The sequence below is a fragment of the Wolinella succinogenes DSM 1740 genome, from assembly GCF_000196135.1.
GTDB lineage: Bacteria > Campylobacterota > Campylobacteria > Campylobacterales > Helicobacteraceae > Wolinella > Wolinella succinogenes.
In genome coordinates, this window is the sequence record NC_005090.1 from 190,375 (window position 1) to 209,208 (window position 18,834).

At 48.9% G+C, this 18,834-nt stretch carries 20 protein-coding genes; 4 read left to right on the forward strand and 16 right to left on the reverse strand.

Annotation, left to right across the window (positions count from 1 at the left end; all coding sequences use genetic code 11):
• Positions 1-10 precede the first annotated feature (10 nt).
• The 3 genes from WS_RS00950 to WS_RS00960 are packed head-to-tail and all read right to left on the reverse strand — an operon-like array spanning position 11 to position 2,281.
• On the reverse strand, positions 11-253 hold the full coding sequence (locus WS_RS00950; RefSeq protein ID WP_011138148.1) for a Sec-independent protein translocase subunit TatA/TatB: 243 nt from the start codon (positions 251-253) through the stop codon (positions 11-13).
• A 40-nt stretch (positions 254-293) separates the two neighbouring features.
• Positions 294-941, reverse strand: a complete 648-nt coding sequence (gene gmk / locus WS_RS00955) for a guanylate kinase (RefSeq protein ID WP_011138149.1) — start codon at positions 939-941, stop codon at positions 294-296.
• Entirely contained in the window at positions 941-2,281 is a 1,341-nt protein-coding gene (locus WS_RS00960; RefSeq protein ID WP_041571673.1) for a hypothetical protein, read from the reverse strand. Before WS_RS00960 ends, gmk begins: the two co-directional genes overlap by 1 nt.
• A 94-nt stretch (positions 2,282-2,375) precedes the next feature.
• Between WS_RS00960 and WS_RS00965 the strand changes: the two genes are divergently transcribed.
• Entirely contained in the window at positions 2,376-2,909 is a 534-nt protein-coding gene (locus WS_RS00965; protein ID WP_011138151.1) for a phospholipase D-like domain-containing protein, read from the forward strand.
• Here the strand turns inward: WS_RS00965 and fliR are convergent.
• The 9 genes from fliR to WS_RS01010 all read right to left on the reverse strand — a co-directional run bounded on the left by fliR (position 2,903) and on the right by WS_RS01010 (position 9,720).
• Complete coding sequence (gene fliR, locus WS_RS00970) at positions 2,903-3,670, reverse strand: flagellar biosynthetic protein FliR (RefSeq protein WP_011138152.1); 768 nt, start codon at positions 3,668-3,670, stop codon at positions 2,903-2,905. The two genes, WS_RS00965 and fliR, sit on opposite strands and share 7 nt — an antisense overlap.
• Positions 3,658-4,305 carry an ABC transporter ATP-binding protein gene (locus WS_RS00975; RefSeq protein WP_011138153.1) on the reverse strand — a complete coding sequence of 216 codons (648 nt, stop codon included), beginning with the start codon at positions 4,303-4,305 and terminating at the stop codon, positions 3,658-3,660. The genes fliR and WS_RS00975 overlap by 13 nt, the downstream gene beginning before the upstream one ends.
• Positions 4,305-5,372: a translation elongation factor Ts gene (gene tsf / locus WS_RS00980; protein ID WP_011138154.1), complete on the reverse strand. Its 1,068-nt coding sequence runs from the start codon at positions 5,370-5,372 to the stop codon at positions 4,305-4,307. The genes WS_RS00975 and tsf overlap by 1 nt, the downstream gene beginning before the upstream one ends.
• Before the next feature lie 3 nt (positions 5,373-5,375).
• Positions 5,376-6,191, reverse strand: a complete 816-nt coding sequence (gene rpsB / locus WS_RS00985) for a 30S ribosomal protein S2 (RefSeq protein WP_041571957.1) — start codon at positions 6,189-6,191, stop codon at positions 5,376-5,378.
• Positions 6,192-6,365: 174 nt separating this feature from the next.
• The gene (bcp, locus tag WS_RS00990; protein ID WP_011138156.1) at positions 6,366-6,824 is read right to left on the reverse strand and encodes a thioredoxin-dependent thiol peroxidase; all 459 of its coding nucleotides are present in this window, start codon (positions 6,822-6,824) and stop codon (positions 6,366-6,368) included.
• Between the two features lie 80 nt (positions 6,825-6,904).
• Positions 6,905-7,549, reverse strand: a complete 645-nt coding sequence (locus WS_RS00995) for a TVP38/TMEM64 family protein (RefSeq protein ID WP_011138157.1) — start codon at positions 7,547-7,549, stop codon at positions 6,905-6,907.
• A complete protein-coding gene (locus WS_RS01000) occupies positions 7,546-8,607 on the reverse strand; it encodes a (Fe-S)-binding protein (protein ID WP_011138158.1) in 1,062 nt (353 codons plus the stop codon). Before WS_RS01000 ends, WS_RS00995 begins: the two co-directional genes overlap by 4 nt.
• Positions 8,604-9,284: a TVP38/TMEM64 family protein gene (locus WS_RS01005; RefSeq protein WP_011138159.1), complete on the reverse strand. Its 681-nt coding sequence runs from the start codon at positions 9,282-9,284 to the stop codon at positions 8,604-8,606. Before WS_RS01005 ends, WS_RS01000 begins: the two co-directional genes overlap by 4 nt.
• A gap of 4 nt (positions 9,285-9,288) precedes the next feature.
• Positions 9,289-9,720 (reverse strand): rhodanese-like domain-containing protein, encoded by a 432-nt coding sequence (locus WS_RS01010; RefSeq protein ID WP_129545346.1) that lies wholly within the window; start codon positions 9,718-9,720, stop codon positions 9,289-9,291.
• Between the two features lie 228 nt (positions 9,721-9,948).
• On the opposite strand from WS_RS01010, the gene WS_RS01015 reads away from it, so the two are divergent.
• Positions 9,949-11,196, forward strand: a complete 1,248-nt coding sequence (locus tag WS_RS01015; RefSeq protein ID WP_011138161.1) for a uracil-xanthine permease family protein — start codon at positions 9,949-9,951, stop codon at positions 11,194-11,196.
• Here the strand turns inward: WS_RS01015 and WS_RS01020 are convergent.
• Genes WS_RS01020 through WS_RS01030 form a run of 3 tightly spaced genes read right to left on the reverse strand, consistent with a single transcriptional unit; the run spans position 11,193 to position 14,064 of the window.
• Positions 11,193-12,110 carry a tetraacyldisaccharide 4'-kinase gene (locus WS_RS01020; RefSeq protein ID WP_011138162.1) on the reverse strand — a complete coding sequence of 306 codons (918 nt, stop codon included), beginning with the start codon at positions 12,108-12,110 and terminating at the stop codon, positions 11,193-11,195. The two genes, WS_RS01015 and WS_RS01020, sit on opposite strands and share 4 nt — an antisense overlap.
• The gene (locus WS_RS01025; protein ID WP_011138163.1) at positions 12,110-13,237 is read right to left on the reverse strand and encodes a DegT/DnrJ/EryC1/StrS family aminotransferase; all 1,128 of its coding nucleotides are present in this window, start codon (positions 13,235-13,237) and stop codon (positions 12,110-12,112) included. Before WS_RS01025 ends, WS_RS01020 begins: the two co-directional genes overlap by 1 nt.
• Positions 13,238-13,290: 53 nt before the next feature.
• Entirely contained in the window at positions 13,291-14,064 is a 774-nt protein-coding gene (locus WS_RS01030; RefSeq protein ID WP_011138164.1) for an NAD+ synthase, read from the reverse strand.
• A gap of 126 nt (positions 14,065-14,190) precedes the next feature.
• Here WS_RS01030 and WS_RS01035 point away from each other — a divergent pair, with 126 nt between their 5' ends.
• Positions 14,191-15,216, forward strand: a complete 1,026-nt coding sequence (locus WS_RS01035) for an OmpA family protein (protein WP_011138165.1) — start codon at positions 14,191-14,193, stop codon at positions 15,214-15,216.
• A 127-nt stretch (positions 15,217-15,343) separates the two neighbouring features.
• Positions 15,344-16,735 carry a chemotaxis protein CheX gene (locus tag WS_RS01040; protein ID WP_041571674.1) on the forward strand — a complete coding sequence of 464 codons (1,392 nt, stop codon included), beginning with the start codon at positions 15,344-15,346 and terminating at the stop codon, positions 16,733-16,735.
• 49 nt (positions 16,736-16,784) lie between these two features.
• Here the strand turns inward: WS_RS01040 and glyS are convergent, their stop codons facing one another.
• Positions 16,785-18,833 (reverse strand): glycine--tRNA ligase subunit beta, encoded by a 2,049-nt coding sequence (glyS, locus tag WS_RS01045; RefSeq protein ID WP_011138167.1) that lies wholly within the window; start codon positions 18,831-18,833, stop codon positions 16,785-16,787.
• Position 18,834: the final 1 nt, after the last annotated feature.

The window sequence follows — 18,834 nt, forward strand, 5'->3', positions numbered from 1 at the left end:
AGTAGCCTTGTTATGCTTGTTTGGTGGTGTCTTGAATAGGGGTAGAGGCGCTCTTTTCGTTTTTGGGAGCCTCTTCGATTTTTTCGCTTTTGGTCACAGAGACTTCGCTCTCTTCATCCTCTTTCATCGCTTTTTTGAAATTCTTGATTCCTGAACCTAGACCCTTGGCAAGATCGGGAATCTTCTTAGCTCCAAAAAGTAAAACAACAATAGCCAAAATGACTAATAGTTCAGGCATACTGGGCATACCCATACAACTCTCCTTCTTCGGTAAAATTTGACAATTATATTCCCTATTGACTGTTAGGAGTCTTAGGAGTCTCTTTGCTTTTCCAGCGGGCTACAAGGCTTTCTACATCGTAGAGAATTCTTTTAGAGAGAGCTGCTCTGGCGATGGAGAGGAGAAGCTTTTCTGATTCTTTGAGGTCTCTGTTGACGATCACAAAGTCAAACTCTTTGATGTGTTTCATCTCCGTGTAGGCGTGCATCACGCGAAGATCAATCGTCTCTTTATCGTCGGTTCCTCGGAGCACGAGACGCTCTCTGAGCTCTTGCTGGGTGGGTGTGGTGATGAAGACAGAGGTGGTGAGCTCGGGATAAGATTCTTTGATGTTGCGGTGTCCTTGAATATCAATATCAAAGACCACCAATTTTCCTTGAGCCAAAGCCGATTCGACGGATTCTTTGGAGGTGCCATAGTAATTGCCATGGACTTCAGCCCACTCTAGGAAAAAATTCTCCTCGATTCCCTCTAGGAACTTCTCCTTGGAAACAAAATGGTAATGCTTGCCTTCGATTTCGCCTTCACGAGGAGTGCGCGTGGTGGTGGAGACGGAAAAGTAAGCGTTTTTAATCTCTTTGAATAGGGTTTTGCATAGAGAGCTTTTCCCTGAGCCGCTAGGCCCAGAGAGAACAAGAATTGCGCCTTTAGATCGTTCCATTATTTTTTATCGGGAAAGGAGATAGAGATGGTGAGCTGCATTCCATCAAGCAACTCTTTGAGCGCAGGGATGGAGAGCCCTTGGAGGTTTTTGATTGCCTCGGCGGCAGGGGCTTCGCTTTTTTGGACACTTGTGAAGGATTCGCTCTTCTCTTGAGTCAACGGAGCAGCAGGGATGGGCGCAGGGGGAGTGTCATCTTCAAAGTTAAACTCCTCCTCTTCATCTGGGGTGAGCTCTTCGCCTAGGGCTTCACTGAGTGCCTCTTCGGTGAGCGAGGCGAGCTCGCTACTCTCTATTTTGATATCGTTCATGTCTAAATCCTCCGCAGGAATGGGGGTGGGGTCATCTTCTTCAAGGAGATGTTTGACAGTTTCTAGGTCGTTAGCATCCAAAATACCGCCCGCTTCAAGAGGCTCATCGGGGATGAGATTCTCCTCTTTAGCCTCCAGCTCCTCATCCTTTTCTTCTAGGGAGAAGCCCAAGGAATCTAGGTCTAGGTCTAGGTCTTCTTGGGCTGAGGAATCAAGAGCTAAAGCCTCTTTGCTAGAGGCCACCTCTAGAGAATCGGGTGAGGCCTCAAGGAGGGAATCGTCCCACTCTAGGTCGCTTAGGGGGTCTTCCTCTTTGGGTTCAGATGCAGGAGTCTCTTCAAAAGAGAGATTCTCCATATCCACCTCTATAGGGGCATTCTTGGGGGTCTCTGGGCTTGGTGCGGGGGACTCTTCGTCAAACTCCAAAGAATCGAGATCTAAATCCAAATCTTCGCTCTCTTGGTTGGCGAGCTCTTGAGGGGAATCCAAAAGATCATCTTCCAAAAGAGGTGCGTCTTCTTCGCTTTTAGGAAGCTCTAGAGGTTCATCCAGGGAGAGGGGTGCATCAAGATCAAAATCAAGATCCTCTCCTTTTTCGAGCGAAGCGTCAACCTCTTCAGGAAGGTCTAGCGAGAACTCTTCTAGCTCTTTGGAGAAGGCGTCCTCGCCCGCTAAAGAAGAGGCACCCCCTTGGAAGAACTCTTTGGGAGAGCCCCCTTGGGCTTCACTCTTAAGAAGATCGACCATGTCTGTGGGTAAAAACGGCTTCTGAACAAAGAGGGAGAAGCCCGATTCTCTTGGGCGATCCTTGGAGTGGATGAAGCCATATTTTGCGTGGGGAATTTTTTCTGAAAGTGTCTCTAACGCGCCCTCTTCAAGACTCTCATCGTCGATAAAGACAAAATCGAAATCGAAATCTTCGACCTCCATGAATGACTCAACTTCGGCAACTCCGATTCCCGCTTTTTCGGCGCTAAGTTTGACGAGTTTCCTGACGATAGGATTCTTGTTGATGAGGAGCAGTTTCATGAATCTTCCTTCTAGCAAGCATGGATAAGGAAAAATTGTCACGCTTAAGGGTAAAATTATAGCAGTTAATCTCCGCTTTGACAAGGAAAATCCGATGTTTGCTCCTGTTCGACTTCTGTTTGCAATATGGCTTTTAGGACTCTCTTTGGAAGCGAAGGAGCAGTTTTATCTGATGCCAGAAGAGCAAAGAGAAGCGCTTGCCTCCCTCGTTCGTTTCATTGACAACACCAAGAGTGATTTGGATGTGGCGATCTATAGCTTCACCAACAAAGAGATATCTAAAGCGATTAGAAAAGCAGCAGAGCGAGGGGTGAAGATTCGACTTATTTATGATGAGAGCGCCAACAAAGGGGTGGATGTTTCCACGATTGGATATCTCGCTAAATATCGTCATATTGAGGCTTGCACGCTCAAAGGTGAAAGATCAAAAAATGATAAATATGAGGGTCTGATGCACATGAAAATGGCAATTTCTGATGGAAAAAGCCTGCTGATTGGCTCGGCTAATTGGTCAAAGAGTGCTTTTGAGAACAACTACGAGACGCTTCTAATCACTGAAAATCTAGAGTGGACGCAAAAGGCCAAGCGCTATTTTGAGAAGATGAAAACTCGTTGTCGCCCCTATTGAAAGAAGATTTTAAGGGCTTCTAGTGCGAGAATGAATTCTCTCTTGAAGTGGATAAGAATCGCGGGCAATATGACGATTAATACAGCGAAGGCAATGGCAATCTTTACAGGGAAGCCAATCACAAGTAGGTTAAATTGCGGGTGAGCCTTGCCTATCATCCCAAAGATGATGTCCGAGAGCAGGATAAGCGCAACGATAGGGAAGGCCATCGTAAAGCCAATAAGAAAGAGATTGGCAAAGGCCTTGAGCGTGTAGGAGGCGATATCAGGGGAAAAGACAAATCCCCCCAGTGGGATATGTCGCAACGATTCGGCAATAAAAAGAAAAAAGGGGTGATGGAGGTCAAGGGCTAACATCACCAAGAGGGCTAGGAGCGTGATGAGCTGACCGATGATAGGCTTTTGTGCTCCTGTGACGGGGTCATAAGCGCTGGCCATCGTGAGACCCATGGCAAAAGAGGTCACCTCTCCCCCAAAAGAGATCATCCCAAAGACGATCTGTAAAACGACCGAGGCAAGAAATCCCAGCATCAATTCGCTCAATCCTGCCAGCATGAAATCAACGATTTGCGTGGGGGGTGATTGAAGGGGAACGACAGGGAAAAAGAGAATCGTCAAAAAGAAGATGAGAGCGCCTTTAATGCTGGTGGAGATGAGCTGATTCTCAAAAAAGGGAAAGAAAAACATCACGCCACTAAAGCGCAAAAGAAGAAGCAAAAAAGCAGTGACATTTCCCTCGGTGAGAGAGCTTAAAAGCTCCATGGCAAAAGTCGCTTGTTGTCTAGACGATAGATTCGATCGCATCGCTTCGCCAAACTAGCGTCATGGGTGGCAAAGAGAAGGAGTGCTTTTTGGCTTTTGACATAATCAAAAAGTGCTTCCATCACGCTAGAGGCGGTCTCTTGATCAAGATTCCCCGTGGGTTCGTCCGCGAAGATGATTTGGGGTTTTTTGGTGAGAACCCTAGCGATCGAGAGGCGCTGCTGTTGTCCTCCAGAGAGCTCGCCCACGCTCTGTTCCACCACTTGTGCAATACCAAAAGCCTCAAGAAGCTCGTAATCTAGAGGCTGCTTGGAGAGAATGGAGGCAACTTGGAGATTTTCGATTCCACTGAAACCCCTAAAGAGATAGTGAGATTGGAAGATGATGCCAAGCTTTTCTCGTCTAAGCTCCAAAAGTTGGGCCGTTGGGAGTTGATAGATGGATTGATCAAAAAGCTTAACCTCACCTGCAAGAGGCTTAAGAAGGGTAGAGAGGGTGTGAAGGAGCGTTGATTTTCCGCTACCGCTCACGCCCATGATGGAGACGCACTCCCCCGAATCGGCTTCAAGGGAGACCTCTCCAAAGAGCTCATGCTCAAAGGCATGACCTAGAGAGGAGGCAGAAAGAAGGGGCATTAGCCTAGTTGAGCGGCCACTTCTTCGGCGAAGTTGCACGCTTTCTTCTCGATTCCTTCGCCTAGCTCGAATCGAACATAGTCAACGATTTCGATGCTATCGTCTAGCTCTTTGCCCTTGGCTTCAAGAACTTGGGCGATGGTCTTTTTATCATCCATGACATAGAACTGCCCCAAAAGGGTCAATCGTTGGTCAATTAGGGTGCTATCAGCAATGAATCGCTCAAGTTGACCGGGGACGATTTTGTCCCAAATCGCTTCAGGTTTGCCCTGAGCCTTAAGCTCTTCTCTTAGTTTTTGCTCTTGATTTTTGAGCACGCTAGGGGTGAGCTCGCTTCGGCTGATATATTCAGGGATTCGATGGAGGGGTTTGCCAAGTCGCTTGAGCTCTTCATTCTCTTTTTCAAGTTCGGCGATTAGGGCAACCTTCTCTTTGGTGATGAACTCAGGATCAAGCTCCTCATAGCTAAGCACTTGAGGTTTCATCGCTGCGGCATGCATGCAGAGGTTTCTGGCGAGCTCAACGCACGCTGACTTGGAGCCCTCTTTGCCAAATTTGATTCCGATTAAAACGCCCACACGACCGTTAGAGTGGACATAACCGTTGACGATCGCCCCCCTTTTGGTTTCAAGGGTGACTATTCGTCTAACAACAATATTCTCGCCGATCTTGGCGATATTTTGTTGAAGGTATTCGCTAAACTCCATGCCATCTACAGAGACGGTGTGAAGGGTTTCGGTGCTGGAGAGAGCATGATCGTGAACGAGCTTGGAGGTCTTGGCGACAAGCTCTTTGAATTGCTCATTTTTGGCAACAAAGTCTGTTTCAGAGTTGATCTCAAGCAGAGAGGCTTTGGAGAAATCAGACGCCACTTCTACGCTCACCACGCCTTCGCTAGCGACACGATCAGCTTTTTTGGCAGCTTTGCTGAGTCCTTTTTCGCGGAGGTATTCCACCGCCTTTTCGATGTCGCCATCGGTCTCAACGAGTGCTTTTTTGCAGTCCATCATGCCCGCGTCGGTCATTTCGCGGAGCTGTTTAACGAGTTGAGCTGTGATCTCTGCCATGATTTATTTCTCCTCTTCTTCGACAACTTCGCTCTCTTGGAGCGCGTCGCCCTCTTCACTCATTGCTTCAGCTAGAACCTCTTGCTTTTCGGCTTCGCTTGCAGGAGTGACCTCTTCAGTGGCTTCTCCCTCTTCGCTGCCGGCTAAGGCTCGACCCTCTTGAATCGCTTCGGCCATCTCTTTGCAGAAAAGCTGAATGGATCGAATCGCATCATCGTTTCCGGGAATGGGGAAATCTACAACATCGGGATCGCAGTTGGTATCAAGGGGGGCAACGACAGGAATTCCAAGTCTTCTTGCCTCAGCCACGGCGATTTTCTCTTTAGCGGCGTCCACGACAAAAAGCATATCGGGAGCTTTTTTCATGTGGCGCACACCGCCAAGATACTTCTCAAGCTTCTCTTTTTTGCGAGTGAGCATGAGCTTCTCTTTTTTAGTGAGAAGCTCGATTTGGCCGCTAGCTTCCATCTCTTCGATCACTTCAAGCTTGCGGATGGATTTTTTGATGGTGGAGAAGTTGGTGAGCATACCGCCAAGCCATCGGTAGTTTACATAGGGAGCGTTGATGGTGTCAGCGTATTGCTTGATGGTTTCGCTCGCTTGCTTTTTGGTGCCAACAAACATGACGGTTTTGCCCTCAGCCGCGGCATCACGGACAACATTGTAGGTGTATCGGAAGTATCGTAGGGTCTTTTGTAGGTCGATAATATGGATGTTTTTTCGAACGCCGAAGATGTATTTTTTCATCTTGGGATTCCATCGTCTTGTCTGGTGTCCGAAGTGAACACCGCACTCTAGTAGGTCTTTCATGGTAACCATGATCATTGTCTCCTTGGTATGTTTTTTGGTTTATGCCTCCACGCCCCTCTAACGAAAATGACTTTTCGCAACCTTTTCAAGGATTGGCGTGTGTGAGCTACTCTTTTGTCGCCTAGATGGAGTCGTCCCCTAAGGACAAAAAGAGTGGCGATTCTACTAAAAAGAGGATTAAATTTAGCTTTTTTGAAGCTTCTCTAGGGTCTCTAGAACCTCTTTGGCGTGTCCTGCGACCTTGACTCTTCTCCATGCATGGGCGATTCTTCCTTGGGGATCAATAATGAAGGTGGAGCGGATGATTCCTTCAGAGACTTTTCCATAGAGCTTCTTTTCGCCCCACGCTCCAAAGGCTTTGGCGACCTCTTTGGTGGGGTCGCTTAGCAGGGTGATTTTAAGATCGGATTTGGCAATGAAGTTTTGATGGGAGCGAGGAGAATCGGGGCTGACCCCAAGAACGATCGCTTGAAGCGTCTCAAAGCGGGGGAGTGACTCCGTGAAGTCGCACGCCTCTTGGGTGCAGCCGGGGGTGGAATCTTTGGGATAGAAATAGAGAATGATCCAAGCGCCTTTAAGGTCGCGCAGACAGATTTCGGCCTCGTCTTGATTCTTGAGGCAAAAGGCGGGAGCAGATTCCATGGGAGACTCCTTTGATAGGGATGAGTTTTGGATAGAGCTTCTAGCGCGAATTGGCTTAGGCGGATCTAAAGGGATTCATCCTAAAGCTCTTTTTGAACGATGAGTTTCCCCTTGAATCGATGTTTGAGATAGAGTGAAAGGAGTGCCAAAAGGGCCAAAAGGACTAGGGCGATGTAGAGCTTCTCCCTCTCTCCCTCTAGTGCCCCCTCACCGATAAAGGCATAAAGAAACGCTCCGGGGAGAATCCCAAGAAGCGTGCTGGTGAAGAATCGAGCGTAGCTCACTCGCGTGAGCCCCAAAAGGTAGTTGAGTGCATCAAAGGGGACAAAGGGGATGAGGCGAAGTAGAAGAAGGGTCTCAAAGGAGGGATTCTTCTCCAAGAGGGCGACGACTTTGTAGCGCGCGAGGAGTTTTTTAATCGTCTTTTCACCTAAATAGCGCGAGAGAGCAAAGGCGAGCGAGGAGCTGAGACTCGCTCCTGTGGTGATAAGGATAAAGCCCTCCATCGAGCCAAAAAGAGCTCCCCCGATCATCGCCATGAGGACGCTTGGAAAAAGGAGCAGGGGGAGCGTGATAAAGAGAAGGAGGTAGACTAGGGGGGCGAGAATTCCAAAGTCAAGAATGAGGGTTTTGAGCTCTTTGGGCGAGGGGAGTGCGCCTTTGCTTTGATACCAAAAGAGATACAAGAGAAGTGCCCATAATAGAAGAATCACCAATTTTTTCATGATCTTTGGGCCCTTTGAAGCCAGCGATTGAGGAATCGATTCTTCCATTTGGCGAAGAATCCCAAGGGGCGATTTTCGAGACGATTTTGGTAGAGAATCTCTAATAGATGCACTCCCTTTTTCCCTCCGATGGTGAGTCGGTCTGCGCAGGATTGGCAGTAGGTGAGGATAAGCGGTGTAGGGCTCTCTTTGGCGCGATGGATGGCTTGGTTTTTGGCCAGTGCGGGATGGGTGAGCCCCAGCATCCCTCCGCTCCCACAGCAGAGCGTCTTCTCTTTAGAGTTTTTGAACTCTCCAAAAGGAATCCCTGCTTTTTGGAGCACCCCTCGAACGCTTCTGTGGAGCTCGGGATGAGAAATCGAGGGGCAGGGATCGTGCAGGGTGAGGGCTGGCTGATGGGGCTGGGGGGTGAAGGAGCGAGGAAGGGGAATCTCCTCCAGCACCCCATAAAGGGGTTGAATGTCTAGAGAGGGAAGCTCTTTTTTAAAAGTGGTGTAGCAGTTGGAGCAGGCGGTGAGCAAAAGTTTGGGCGAGAGCTCTCTAAGGGCTTGGAGGCTCTTTTGAAAATCCGCTCTAAACCCCTCCTCATCGCCGATGAGTCTCAAGGGTTTTCCGCAACAGTGCTGGAAGTAGCCCACGGAATGAAAATGTTCACCTAAATGGTTTAAGATAGCTTCTATAAGCTCGGGAGAGCGGTTGGCTAGAGCGCATCCAGGCATGAAAGCCACCTCGGGAGAGCGCCCCTTAGAAGCGCTAAAAAGGGGAGAGAAGTTCCATTGTTGAAGCCTTAAGACTTTTTTAAAAGCCAAAGGAGGAGAAGAGGGGGTGAGAATCTTTTTTTGAGCTATAAAGAGCTCACCAAAATCAATCCCCTTGGGGCAAGCCTCCTTGCAAGCTTGACACTCCATGCAAGTGAAGGGGTCAAGGCTAGCTTGGGAGAAGTTTTCTAGAATGGATTTGGGGGAGCGCTCTTGATTCCTTAAAATGACACAAGAGGGAACGCAACGCTTGCAGTCGATGCAGGCTTGGCTCCACTCCATCCTTTTCTCTTTGTTCATCGGACTTGGCGATTCCTCTCCTCTCTTAATCGCCTAAAAAGCATCCATGCCACGCTCAGGGCAAAGAGGATGAGCAATCCTGAGACAAAATAGCCAATGGAGCCCGTCATGGTCTCGCCCGCATAGGAGTAGATAAGGGTGGCGGGGAGTTGCCCCAATCCCGTGGCGACCAGAAAGGGAAGGAGCCGCATTGAGGTGAGTCCTGCGGCGTAGCTTACCGCGTCAAAAGAGACGAAGGGGAGAAGGCGAGTGATGAGAATCGTGTGGGTGCCATATTTAGCAAAAAAAGTGTCCGTCTCCTCTAAGAGCTTGGTTGAGATGAAGCGTTCCACCCCCTCCCTCCCTAGGGATCTAGCGAGCCAAAAGCAGAGTGCTGCTCCCGCCATAGCGCTACTCCAAGAGAGCAGTGCCCCCCAAAAAAATCCAAAAAGGGCAGCGTTGGCAAAGGTGATAAGAAACGCAGGGAGAGGGGCGATGATGGATTGAAGCACCATCAGGGCAAAAGAGACAAGGGGCGCCCAAGCCCCAAAGCCAAGGATGTAGCTCTTGATTCCCTCCACATCCATGGAGGAGAGCGCAGAGATCGATTCCTCAAAAAAGGCGTAAAAGGCGGGAAGCGTGTAGGCAACGCCTATAAAAACAAGAAGCAGAGCGAGGGCTAAGAAGAGGCGAGGCATGGAGCTATTGTATCTCTAAAATATCGCCAATCTTCTCTCTGGGCCAACCATACTGGCCATCGGTGAGAATCCTGAGACGCTCTTTGGCAACTCCCTTGGAGAGGAGATGTTTGTAGGTGCGCTCAGCCCCGATTTTACCTTGGGGGCAGACCACAATGACGAGACCTTCGGGTTTAATTTGCGAAAGAATCGCATCAATTTTAGCCTTGTCTTCAGCGCTCTTCACAGGGAAAGCCGTGGTGCTAATGGCGCCTTTTAAATGCTCTTCGGCGAAATCTTCGGCCACTTGAATGTCAATGAGTGTGAGGCTTTTTCCCTCTCTCACCAAGGGGGCGAGCTCTTCAGCGGAGATATATTGATAGGAAGTACCAAAGCAGCCACTCCAAAATAGCCACAAGGGAAAGAGGAGAATGAGGGAGAATCGAAAAGATTTCATAGGGATTCCTTTGGGTTGTTTGGGAGTTGAGCCTTGCACGAAGGCCAAATCAACACCGATTGATAGGGTGAGGATAATATTGGATTATAGCTTGCATAAAGATAAAATTTTAATTTACCTTTATGGAATTGCCACAGACAGGGATTATAGCGAAAGATAAACCAAGGCTGGCTACAATTCTTGCAGCTATTTTCCCAATCATCCACTTTAATCATTCAAAGGAGTCTCATGGAGGCGACTGACTATCGCTTGCGCTTGAAAGAGAGCGTGGTGGGTTTACAGTTTTTGTTTGTGGCGTTTGGCGCGCTTGTGCTTGTGCCTATCCTCACGGGTCTCAATCCCAATGTGGCACTCTTTACAGCAGGCATAGGGACGCTGATTTTTCAGTTTATCAATAGAGAGAAAGTCCCTCCTGTTTTTCTTGCCTCTTCGTTTGCCTTTATTGCGCCCATTATTGCAGGCGTGCAGCAGTGGGGGATCGAAGGGACGATGGGCGGATTGGTGGCGGCAGGCTTTTTTTATGTGATCTTGAGTCTTGTGGTTCGCCTTAGAGGGGATGGCTTCATCCATCGCCTGCTCCCTCCTATTGTCGTGGGGCCTGTGATTATGACCATTGGACTTATCCTCTCTCCTGTGGCGGTTAATATGGCGCTCGGAAAAACAGGAGATGGAGCGATAGTGCTTGTGGAAGAGGATATTGCACTCATTCTCTCTATGCTCTCTTTGAGTGCGGCGGTACTCGCTGCGCTTCTTGGAAGGGGATTCTTAAGACTCCTACCGATTCTTTGCGGAATTGCAGTGGGCTATGTCGCGGCGCTCTTTTTGGGCGTGGTGAACTTTAATCCCATCCTTGAGGCTCCTTGGGTGGCAGTTCCTGCCTTTAGTGCGCCTGTGTGGAATTGGGAAGCGGTCATTTTCCTTTTCCCAATCGCAATCGCTCCAGCGGTGGAGCATATTGGTGATATGCTAGCCATCAGCAATGTCACAGGCAAAAACTATCTTGAAAAACCTGGTCTTAAAAACACTCTTTTGGGCGATGGCATCGCCACATCAGCCGCCGCTCTTCTAGGCGGCCCTCCCAATACGACCTACTCAGAAGTGACAGGGGCAGTGACGCTCACCAAAGCTTACAATCCCGCGATCATGACATGGGCAGCGATCTTTGCCATCATGGCAGCGTTTATTGGGAAGATTGGAGGATTTTTGCAGACGATTCCCACACCTGTGATGGGGGGAATCTTGCTCATTCTCTTTGGAATTATCACCTCGGTGGGAATTGGAACGCTGGTGAAAGCCAAGGTTGACTTTGGGAATTCTCGTAATATGATTATTGTTTCACTCATCCTCATCTTTGCCATTGGGGGGATGACATTTCAAATCGGAGGCGTAGGTTTTAGCGGGATTGGTCTTGGGGCGATCGTGGGAATTGCGCTCAATCTCATCCTTCCCAAAGGAAGGCATGACATCGATCTTTAGGAGAGTTTTGGGGAGCGGGAGGCAACGAACTCTCGCACGTGGGCGCGAATCTCCTCGTCGATAAAAAACTCTAGCCGCATCACCGAGAGAGGCAGCCCCGATTCTTTGAGCTTCACTTCATCTTTTTCTGTCACTAAAAGCGAGCTTGCCTCATGCTCTTTCATGGCTTTTTGTAGGGTTTTTATATCGAAAAAGGCGTGATCTTTGTAGGCGATTTTTCCTACCACCTCGGGCAAGAATCGCTCTAGCCTAGAAGGGCTGGCAATGGCTGTGACTAGGAGCATCCTTGGGGTGGGGTTGGAAATATTCACTTCGCGTCTATACTCTTTGCCCTCTTTGGCAAGAATATCCGCGCTTTGGTAGAGCGAGGGACGCTCTCTGTAGGCCCCTGAGGGGATGCATAGTTTAAAGTGAGGCTCAAGGAGGGGACGCAAAAGAATATTGAGCTTGTTGTAGGGGAAGCGGAATCCATCATCCAAAAAGATGATATCTTTACCGAGCTCTATGGCCTTGTTGATTCCTTTGGCGCGATCTTCGGAGACGATCACGGTCGCCTTGGGAAGCTTTTGGGCGATGAGCATCGCCTCATCTCCACTCTTTGGAGTCTCCTCTAAAATCTTGCCCTCGTGAGAGACCACCAATAGCCCTTTGGAGCCTCTTTTATAGCCTCTAGAGACCACGGCGACCCTATCTTCATACTCCTTGGCAAGGGCGATGAGAAAAGGGGTTTTACCAGTGCCTCCAACCACTAGATTTCCAATGCTAATAAGGGTAGCGGGAAACTCTCTCTTGAGTGAGAGGGCGCGTCTAGTGGTGGCAATGGTGCAGTAGAGGAGGGAGAGAGGGAGAAGCGCGAGGGCGACCCCTTTTTGGACGGGGGAGGGGCGATAGAAATATCGCTCAATAAAGCGCATTAAACGCGACCCTTGTCCACGATTTTGATCTGTTCACAAACAAAAAGCACATCCTCATCACTCATTTTGGTGTGAATGGGCAAGGAGAGCACCTGCTGGTAGTTGCGAAGCGCGCTGGGGAAGTTGTTGACCTTGAGAGCGTATTTGGTTTTGTAGTAGCTAAGAAGGTGGAGAGGAATAAAATGGAGCCCTGTTTGGACCCCCCTTTCTTTGAGCTCCTTGGCAAAGCCATCGCGATTCTTGTCAATCTTAACGATGTAGGCGGAAAAGACATGTTCACTGGAGCGCGCAGGGATGGAGAGATGCGCGAGATTAGAGAGCTCTCTGTCATAGATTTTGGCGATCTCTTTGCGGCGTGCGATGATTTTGTCAATCTTTCTTAGCTGGGCGAGGCAGCAAGCCGCGGCAATTTGAGTGAGGTCATATTTGTTTCCAATATCAAGCACATCATAAATATACTCAGGGTGCTCACTCCCCTCTTCATCCTGCACCATGGCGTGGTAGCGTAAAAGAGTTGCTTTTTGGGCGAGCTCGTCGTCATTGGTGACGATCATGCCGCCATTAGCGATGCAGTGAAGCTTGTCGGGAAAGAAGCTAAAAATGGTCGCATCCGCTCCAAGGGAACCCACCTTTTTGCCCCCTTGGGAGAGCCCCATGGCGTAGGTGGCGTCCTCGATGATTTTGATTCCATATTTTTTGCCCAAGGCATAGAAACTCTCTATTCCGGCCATTCCTCCTGCAATATGGCTGACAATAATTCCTCTTAGTTTTTTGGAATCGTTTTTTTCTAAAATCTCTTCGCAGCGCTCCGCCAAAAGATTGAAATCTTTCTCACTCACATCAATAAAAATAGGCTCAGCGTCAAAGTGGCGAATCACTTCGGGGATGAAAGGGTGGCAATTGACCGAGCAGAGCATCTTATCGCCCCGTTTGAGATCTAGCGCACAGAGGCAGAGGTGCATCGCTGCGGTGCCATCGCTAGTGCTGATGGCGTGCTTGGTGCCAATATACTTCTTAAACTGCTCCTCTAGCAGAGAGACTTTGGAGTCTTTGCCAGAGAGTGCGCTTAAAATCTCGCTACTTTCGGAATCATCAATATCGGGGGCAAAAAATGGGATGGTCTCCATACTTCCTCCTTGGCGTGGTTGCGTGATGATGAAACTTGGAGAGGAGGCGCTCCTTAAAGTCGCCCTCTCACTTGGGCGATGGGAGGCATCTCACTCTTAAATTTATTAGTTGAAATTCTTTTTAAGACCATTTCGACTAGCTCTTTGGCGTGCCCTTTGGCCAAAAGCTCCTCTTTGGAGAGCTTAAGCTCGATATGGTCGAATAGAAGTTGATCCATGTCATTATAGCTAAAACCCAACTCTTTTTCATCGCTCTGCCCCTCAAAGAGATCGGCACTTGGGGCTTTTTGGATAATTTCATCAGGAATGCTTAAAAATTTAGCTAACTGAAAAATCTCGGTTTTGTAAAGATCACCGATAGGGTTGAGTGCGCAAGCGGTATCGCCATAGAGCGTTCCATAGCCCAAGAGAATCTCGCTTTTGTTGCCTGTTCCTATCACGAGCCGATTCTCTTTAAAGGAGAAGTCATAGAGCGTGATCATCCTAAATCTAGCGCAAGCATTGCCAATACGAAGAGGGGTGGCCTCAGGGTGGAGCTCCCTGAAGGCAAGTTCTAAAGGGGCGATGGATTGGATGTGGTGAGAGAGGTTGAATCGCTCACAAAGAAGCAAGGCGTGCTCGACACTCTCTTTAGAGGAGACAGAGGAGGGCATGAGCAGGGCGTGAAGATTCTCTCCAATGGCCTCTTGGCAAAGCCTCGCCACTACGGCTGAATCGACTCCTCCACTAAGGCCAACAACAACCTTTTTAAAGCCTCTTTGGGCCAGCTCTTGACGCAAGAAATCGACTAATTGATTCACGAGTGCAGATGGGTTGGTGAGAGTCATTAGGGTTACCTTTGATCGTGGGAGTGGTGAGATGATTTTATCCAAAGTGGATAAAAGTTAGGATAAGATTCTAAGGTTTAAAAATTAATTTCCATCCCTTAAGGGATTGATAAAAAAGGAGTCACCATGTTCAAAAGAATCGCCCTGCTTTCTATTGTAGCGGCATCTTCATTGTGGGCTGCCGGAAACAACCTCTATGAGATTACTCCGACAATCGGCGGGTCTATCCACCTTGGTAATGATAAATATAAAAATGACGCTGATCTCTCCTATGGCCTTAGATTTGCTAATCGAGTCACGGAGAATGCATTGGTGGAGATTGGGTATGATCGCGTGGATGGGGCTAAATACTCTAATAGCTCTGAAAAGACCGATCTTGACCGCTACTTTTTGAGCGTCATTTATGAGTATAGCGACTACAAGACGCTTATCCCCTACGCGCTAGTTGGATTTGGCTATGAGGATGTAGAGAATGAGCGACAAAGCCTCAATAGTGCAGGTTTTGGGCAGTGGGGATTGGGATTGCGTTATGTGATGAGCGAGAATCTCCACCTTAAAACCGAGATCAAGCACCTGCTTAGCCTTGATGGACGTAGCGATGCGCTTGTCTCTGTTGGGCTCGCGATTCCTTTTGGCGAATTTGCCAAAGAGAGCCCCAAACCCCTCAAAGTTAAAGAGCCTGAGCCCATCAAGCCTGCTCCTGTAGCGAGCGCTCCACTAGATAGCGATGGAGATGGGGTCACTGATGATAAAGATTTGTGTCCTGGAACGCCCAAGAATTTCAAAGTCAATCAAGAGGGTTGCCCCATCCAGTACACTTTCTTGGTTCAATTCCCCTTTGATTCGGCCGAGATCACCCCTGCTTATATGGATGAGGTGAAAGATTTTGCCCTCTTTTTGGAGAATCACAAAGGCGTGAGCGCCAAGCTAGAGGGGCACACCGACAGCAAGGGAAGTGACGCCTATAATAAAAAGCTCTCCGCCAAACGATCCAACGCCGTGAAAGAAGCTCTAATCAAGCTTGGAATCGACAAGAGCCGATTGAGCTCTGAAGGATTTGGAGAGGAGCGACCCATCGCGGATAACGCTACGGATGAAGGACGACAAAAAAATCGAAGAGTTGAAGCGATCATCGCCCCACTTAAAAAATAAATGTAACCGTTTCTTTATGAAGCGTTCACTATGATACTTCCCGTCTTCTAAACCTAAACGCGAAGGGCTTATTGGGCTTGCCCTTGAGCTCTTCGCTTGGAATCCTTTGAGAGAGTGGTGTGCAGAGATGAAACCCGTAATCAACCAAGATGTAGCGATCTATTATTCTGAGCCCCTGCTTGATTCTAAGGAGGCCAAAAGCATCTGCGAAGTCTTGGCCACCAGTGCCGCCACGATCAAGAGCCTTCAGCTTAAAGCCCTCTTCTTCTCCTTTGAAAAAACCGAGCAATTTGAGCCTCAAGCGGTCGTCTCTATCGCTAAAACCCTACTGGCCATTCAAAATAAGCTTGAAGTCGTCACCGCTTTTTGCGGGTATAGCGAAAAGCAATTTCAGGAGCTCAAAGAGATTTTCCCCAATAAAAGCATCCCGCTTTTTAAGACGGCTGAGATGGCGATGCTTTTCTTGGGGATCAAGATTCCTCGCACAGCGCATCCCATCGTGCTTTTCGATCAAGATGGGATGACCCAAACCATCGTCTCCCAAGAGCTCTCTTCCAAGGGCTTTAAAGTCCACGCCGCGCTCAATCAGCAGGATTTCTCTAAGAAGAAGCGGGAATTTGGGAATAATGCTATCTATATTTATGATATCTTTTTTGATGTGACGGGCAACTACATTCCTGTGCGAATCTCCAAGGGAATCGTCACCTACAAACTCTATAAGAATCTAGATGGTAAGCTCCACCTTCATTTCAACTCCCAAGCCCATGTGGCTCGAATGGCAGAGGGGTACAAGGTCTTTGCCTTTGATGCAAGCGATGTGAAGTCGATGAATATTAAAGTGATTGACTTTTTTGTCTCTTTAGCGCTCAATGGGGTGAAATATGATGCCTTTATCGCTATTTTTGGCTTGACCAAGGAGCTCGTGGCGCTTGATGTGGCGCAGAAAATGACGCGAAGCGGAGTGAAATTTTTTGAGAGCGAGAAGGCCTTCATGCATGATAGCACTGTGGTGCAGTTGGCTCGAAGCTATCAGGCCAAACGACCTGCGGGACTCACCAAAAAACTGGTCTCAAAACTCCCTGTTTTTATCGATGCATCCCTAGAGACGCTCACCTCGCTCACGGGTGGAGAGGCGATGAAGCAATCTCATAAGATCACGCAGTGTGCCATTAGTGAGACGAGTGATCTCATGGGTGCCGTGATCAGCTTTGAGGGCGATATTTCGGGGATGCTGGCTTTAGCGTTCAATCAAGCCATTGCCAAAGAGGCAGCGCTCATGATGCTAGGAGAAGAGGCAAACTCTTCTACGGAGCTCTTGGATGTGGTCTCTGAGTTCACTAACATCATTGCTGGACGGAGCAAGGCGCTCTTGTCTGAGGATGAGACCACCATCTCCATCTCCCTTCCTAAAACCTGCAAAAACTTTTCTGAGCTGATGACCACTTTGGGGAATCGCCAAGGGGTTCAGATCGATCTTCTGCTTAACAATAAGCCTCTCTATCTCTTTTTGACCCACTAAAAGCGATTCGTTCTAGCGCACTCCACGCCCTTTGGGCGCGGGGAGAGGCTTAGAGTGAGATCTCTTTAATATCCGCAATATGCAAGAAGGCTTGATAGATATGCGCAATGAGGGCTTGACGATTCTTTTTCAAAAGGGTGTTGTCGCAGTTGATAAGGACATGGTCGAAAAATTGATCCAAAGGCTCTTTGAGTTTTAAGAGGGCAGAGAGCTCCTCTAGCGCACTTGGGTGGGTTGCTTGACTCACCTGGTTAAACTCTGCAAAAAGCCGCTTCTCCTCCTCGCACTCTAGCCATTCAGGCTTGATTTCGGGAAGGTCGCCCATATCCATCCCTTTAGTGATGTTGGCGACCCTTTTAAAGGTGGTGCTGAGTGACTTGCCTTCACTAGAGGAGAGAAGAGCGCTAAGTGCTTCAATCTTTTCGCCTACAAAGAGGAGGTTGCGCTCGCCTCCCATCGCGACTGCACGGATAAAGGAGGCGTTAGTGGAGAGGAGCGATTCGATTCTCTCGAGAATGAATCCCTCCAGCTCTTTGAGGGCAAAGGGTTTGTAGAGGGGGGCAAGCTCAGGTAGGACGATAGAGAGGTCAAGAGGAATCTTCTGTTTCCACACGATTCGAAGCACTCCGCTGGCCGCCCTTCGAAGTGCAAAAGGATCTTTGGAGCCCGTGGGAATCCTGCCTAGGCTGAAGAGTCCCATGAGATTATCTAGGCGATGGGCGAGCGCGAGAATCGCCGAAAAAGGCGAAGAGGGGAGCTCGCTATCCTCGCCCTTGGGAAGATACTGCTCTTTGAGTGCTTCATAGACAAGGGGGTCTTTGCCTAGTGCCTTGCCGAGGTAGTAACCGATAGTTCCTTGGAGTTCAGTGAACTCATAGACGGTTTCGCTCATGAGATCAGCCTTGGCAAGTGTGGCGGCCTCTTGCATGAGGGTGCGTAACTCCTCTTGATTCTTAGGAGATGAGGCAAAGAGCTTGGAGGCGTAGAGGTCAAAGAGGTAGAGGGCGATTTTGGTCTCGCGTTCACTCTTTTGCGCCATGCTCCCTAGCCCCTCGACGAAGGTCACCTCTTGGAGGCGCTCCGTTAATAGGCCATTTTTGAGGTCGTTTTGGTAGAAGAAGAGGGCATCGGAGAGGCGCGCTCTGAGTACCTTTTCGTTTCCTTGGACGATGAGTTTGGCGTTTTGGCTTCGGGCGTTGCTCACCACGATGAAGCCGTTGTAGAGCTTGTCGCCTTGATAGAGGGCGAAATAGCGCTGATTCTCTTTCATGGAGGTGATGATCACCTCAGGGGGGAGCTCCAAGAATCGAGCTTCAAAATGACCCAAGAGAGCCGTGGGATATTCAGTGATCGCCACCACCTCTTCTAATAGATCCGTATCAAGCTCCACGCTCACGCCCTCTCTCTCTTCAATGTCGCGAATCTCTTGAAGAATCTTCTCTCGCCTCACTTTGGGATCAAGGATGACCCCTTTTTGAGCGAGAAGCGCGAGGAAAGAGGCAATATCCTCGTAGGGCTGTGGTTCAAAAGAGTCGATACGATGAACATAGGTGAGTTTTTGGCTGGAGATTCCAAAGAGTGTAGCGGGGATAAGATTCTCTCCGTGCATGATTCCAAGCCAGCGCACGGGGCGGATGAAATTCTCGTGCAAAGAGCCCCAGCGCATGCTTTTGCCAAAGTTCAGTGAGGCAATCCACTCCTCTATCATGAGAGGTAGAAGCCTCTTTGCGCTCTCTCCTGCGGAAGTCTTGGAGTAAAAGAGCACCTCTTTTCCCTCTTTGGTCGCACTTCCTAGTTCACTCACGCTCACGCCACACTTAGCCGCAAAGCTCTCGGCCGCTTTGGTGGGGGCACCCTCTTTAAAGGCGATCTCTAGGGGAGGGCCAAAGAGCGCCTCTTTGAGCTCTGGCTGCTCTAGGGGGAAGGCTTGACTTAACAAAACAAGGCGTCTAGGGGTATAGAAGAGCTCAAAAGGCGATTCCATTCTATATTTTTGGAGGAGGGTATTCCATTTGGAGAGAAGATGGGGAAGCTCTCGTAAAAAGGGGATGGCGGGGAGCTCTTCAATTCCAATTTCAATAAGGAGGGGCTGATGCATA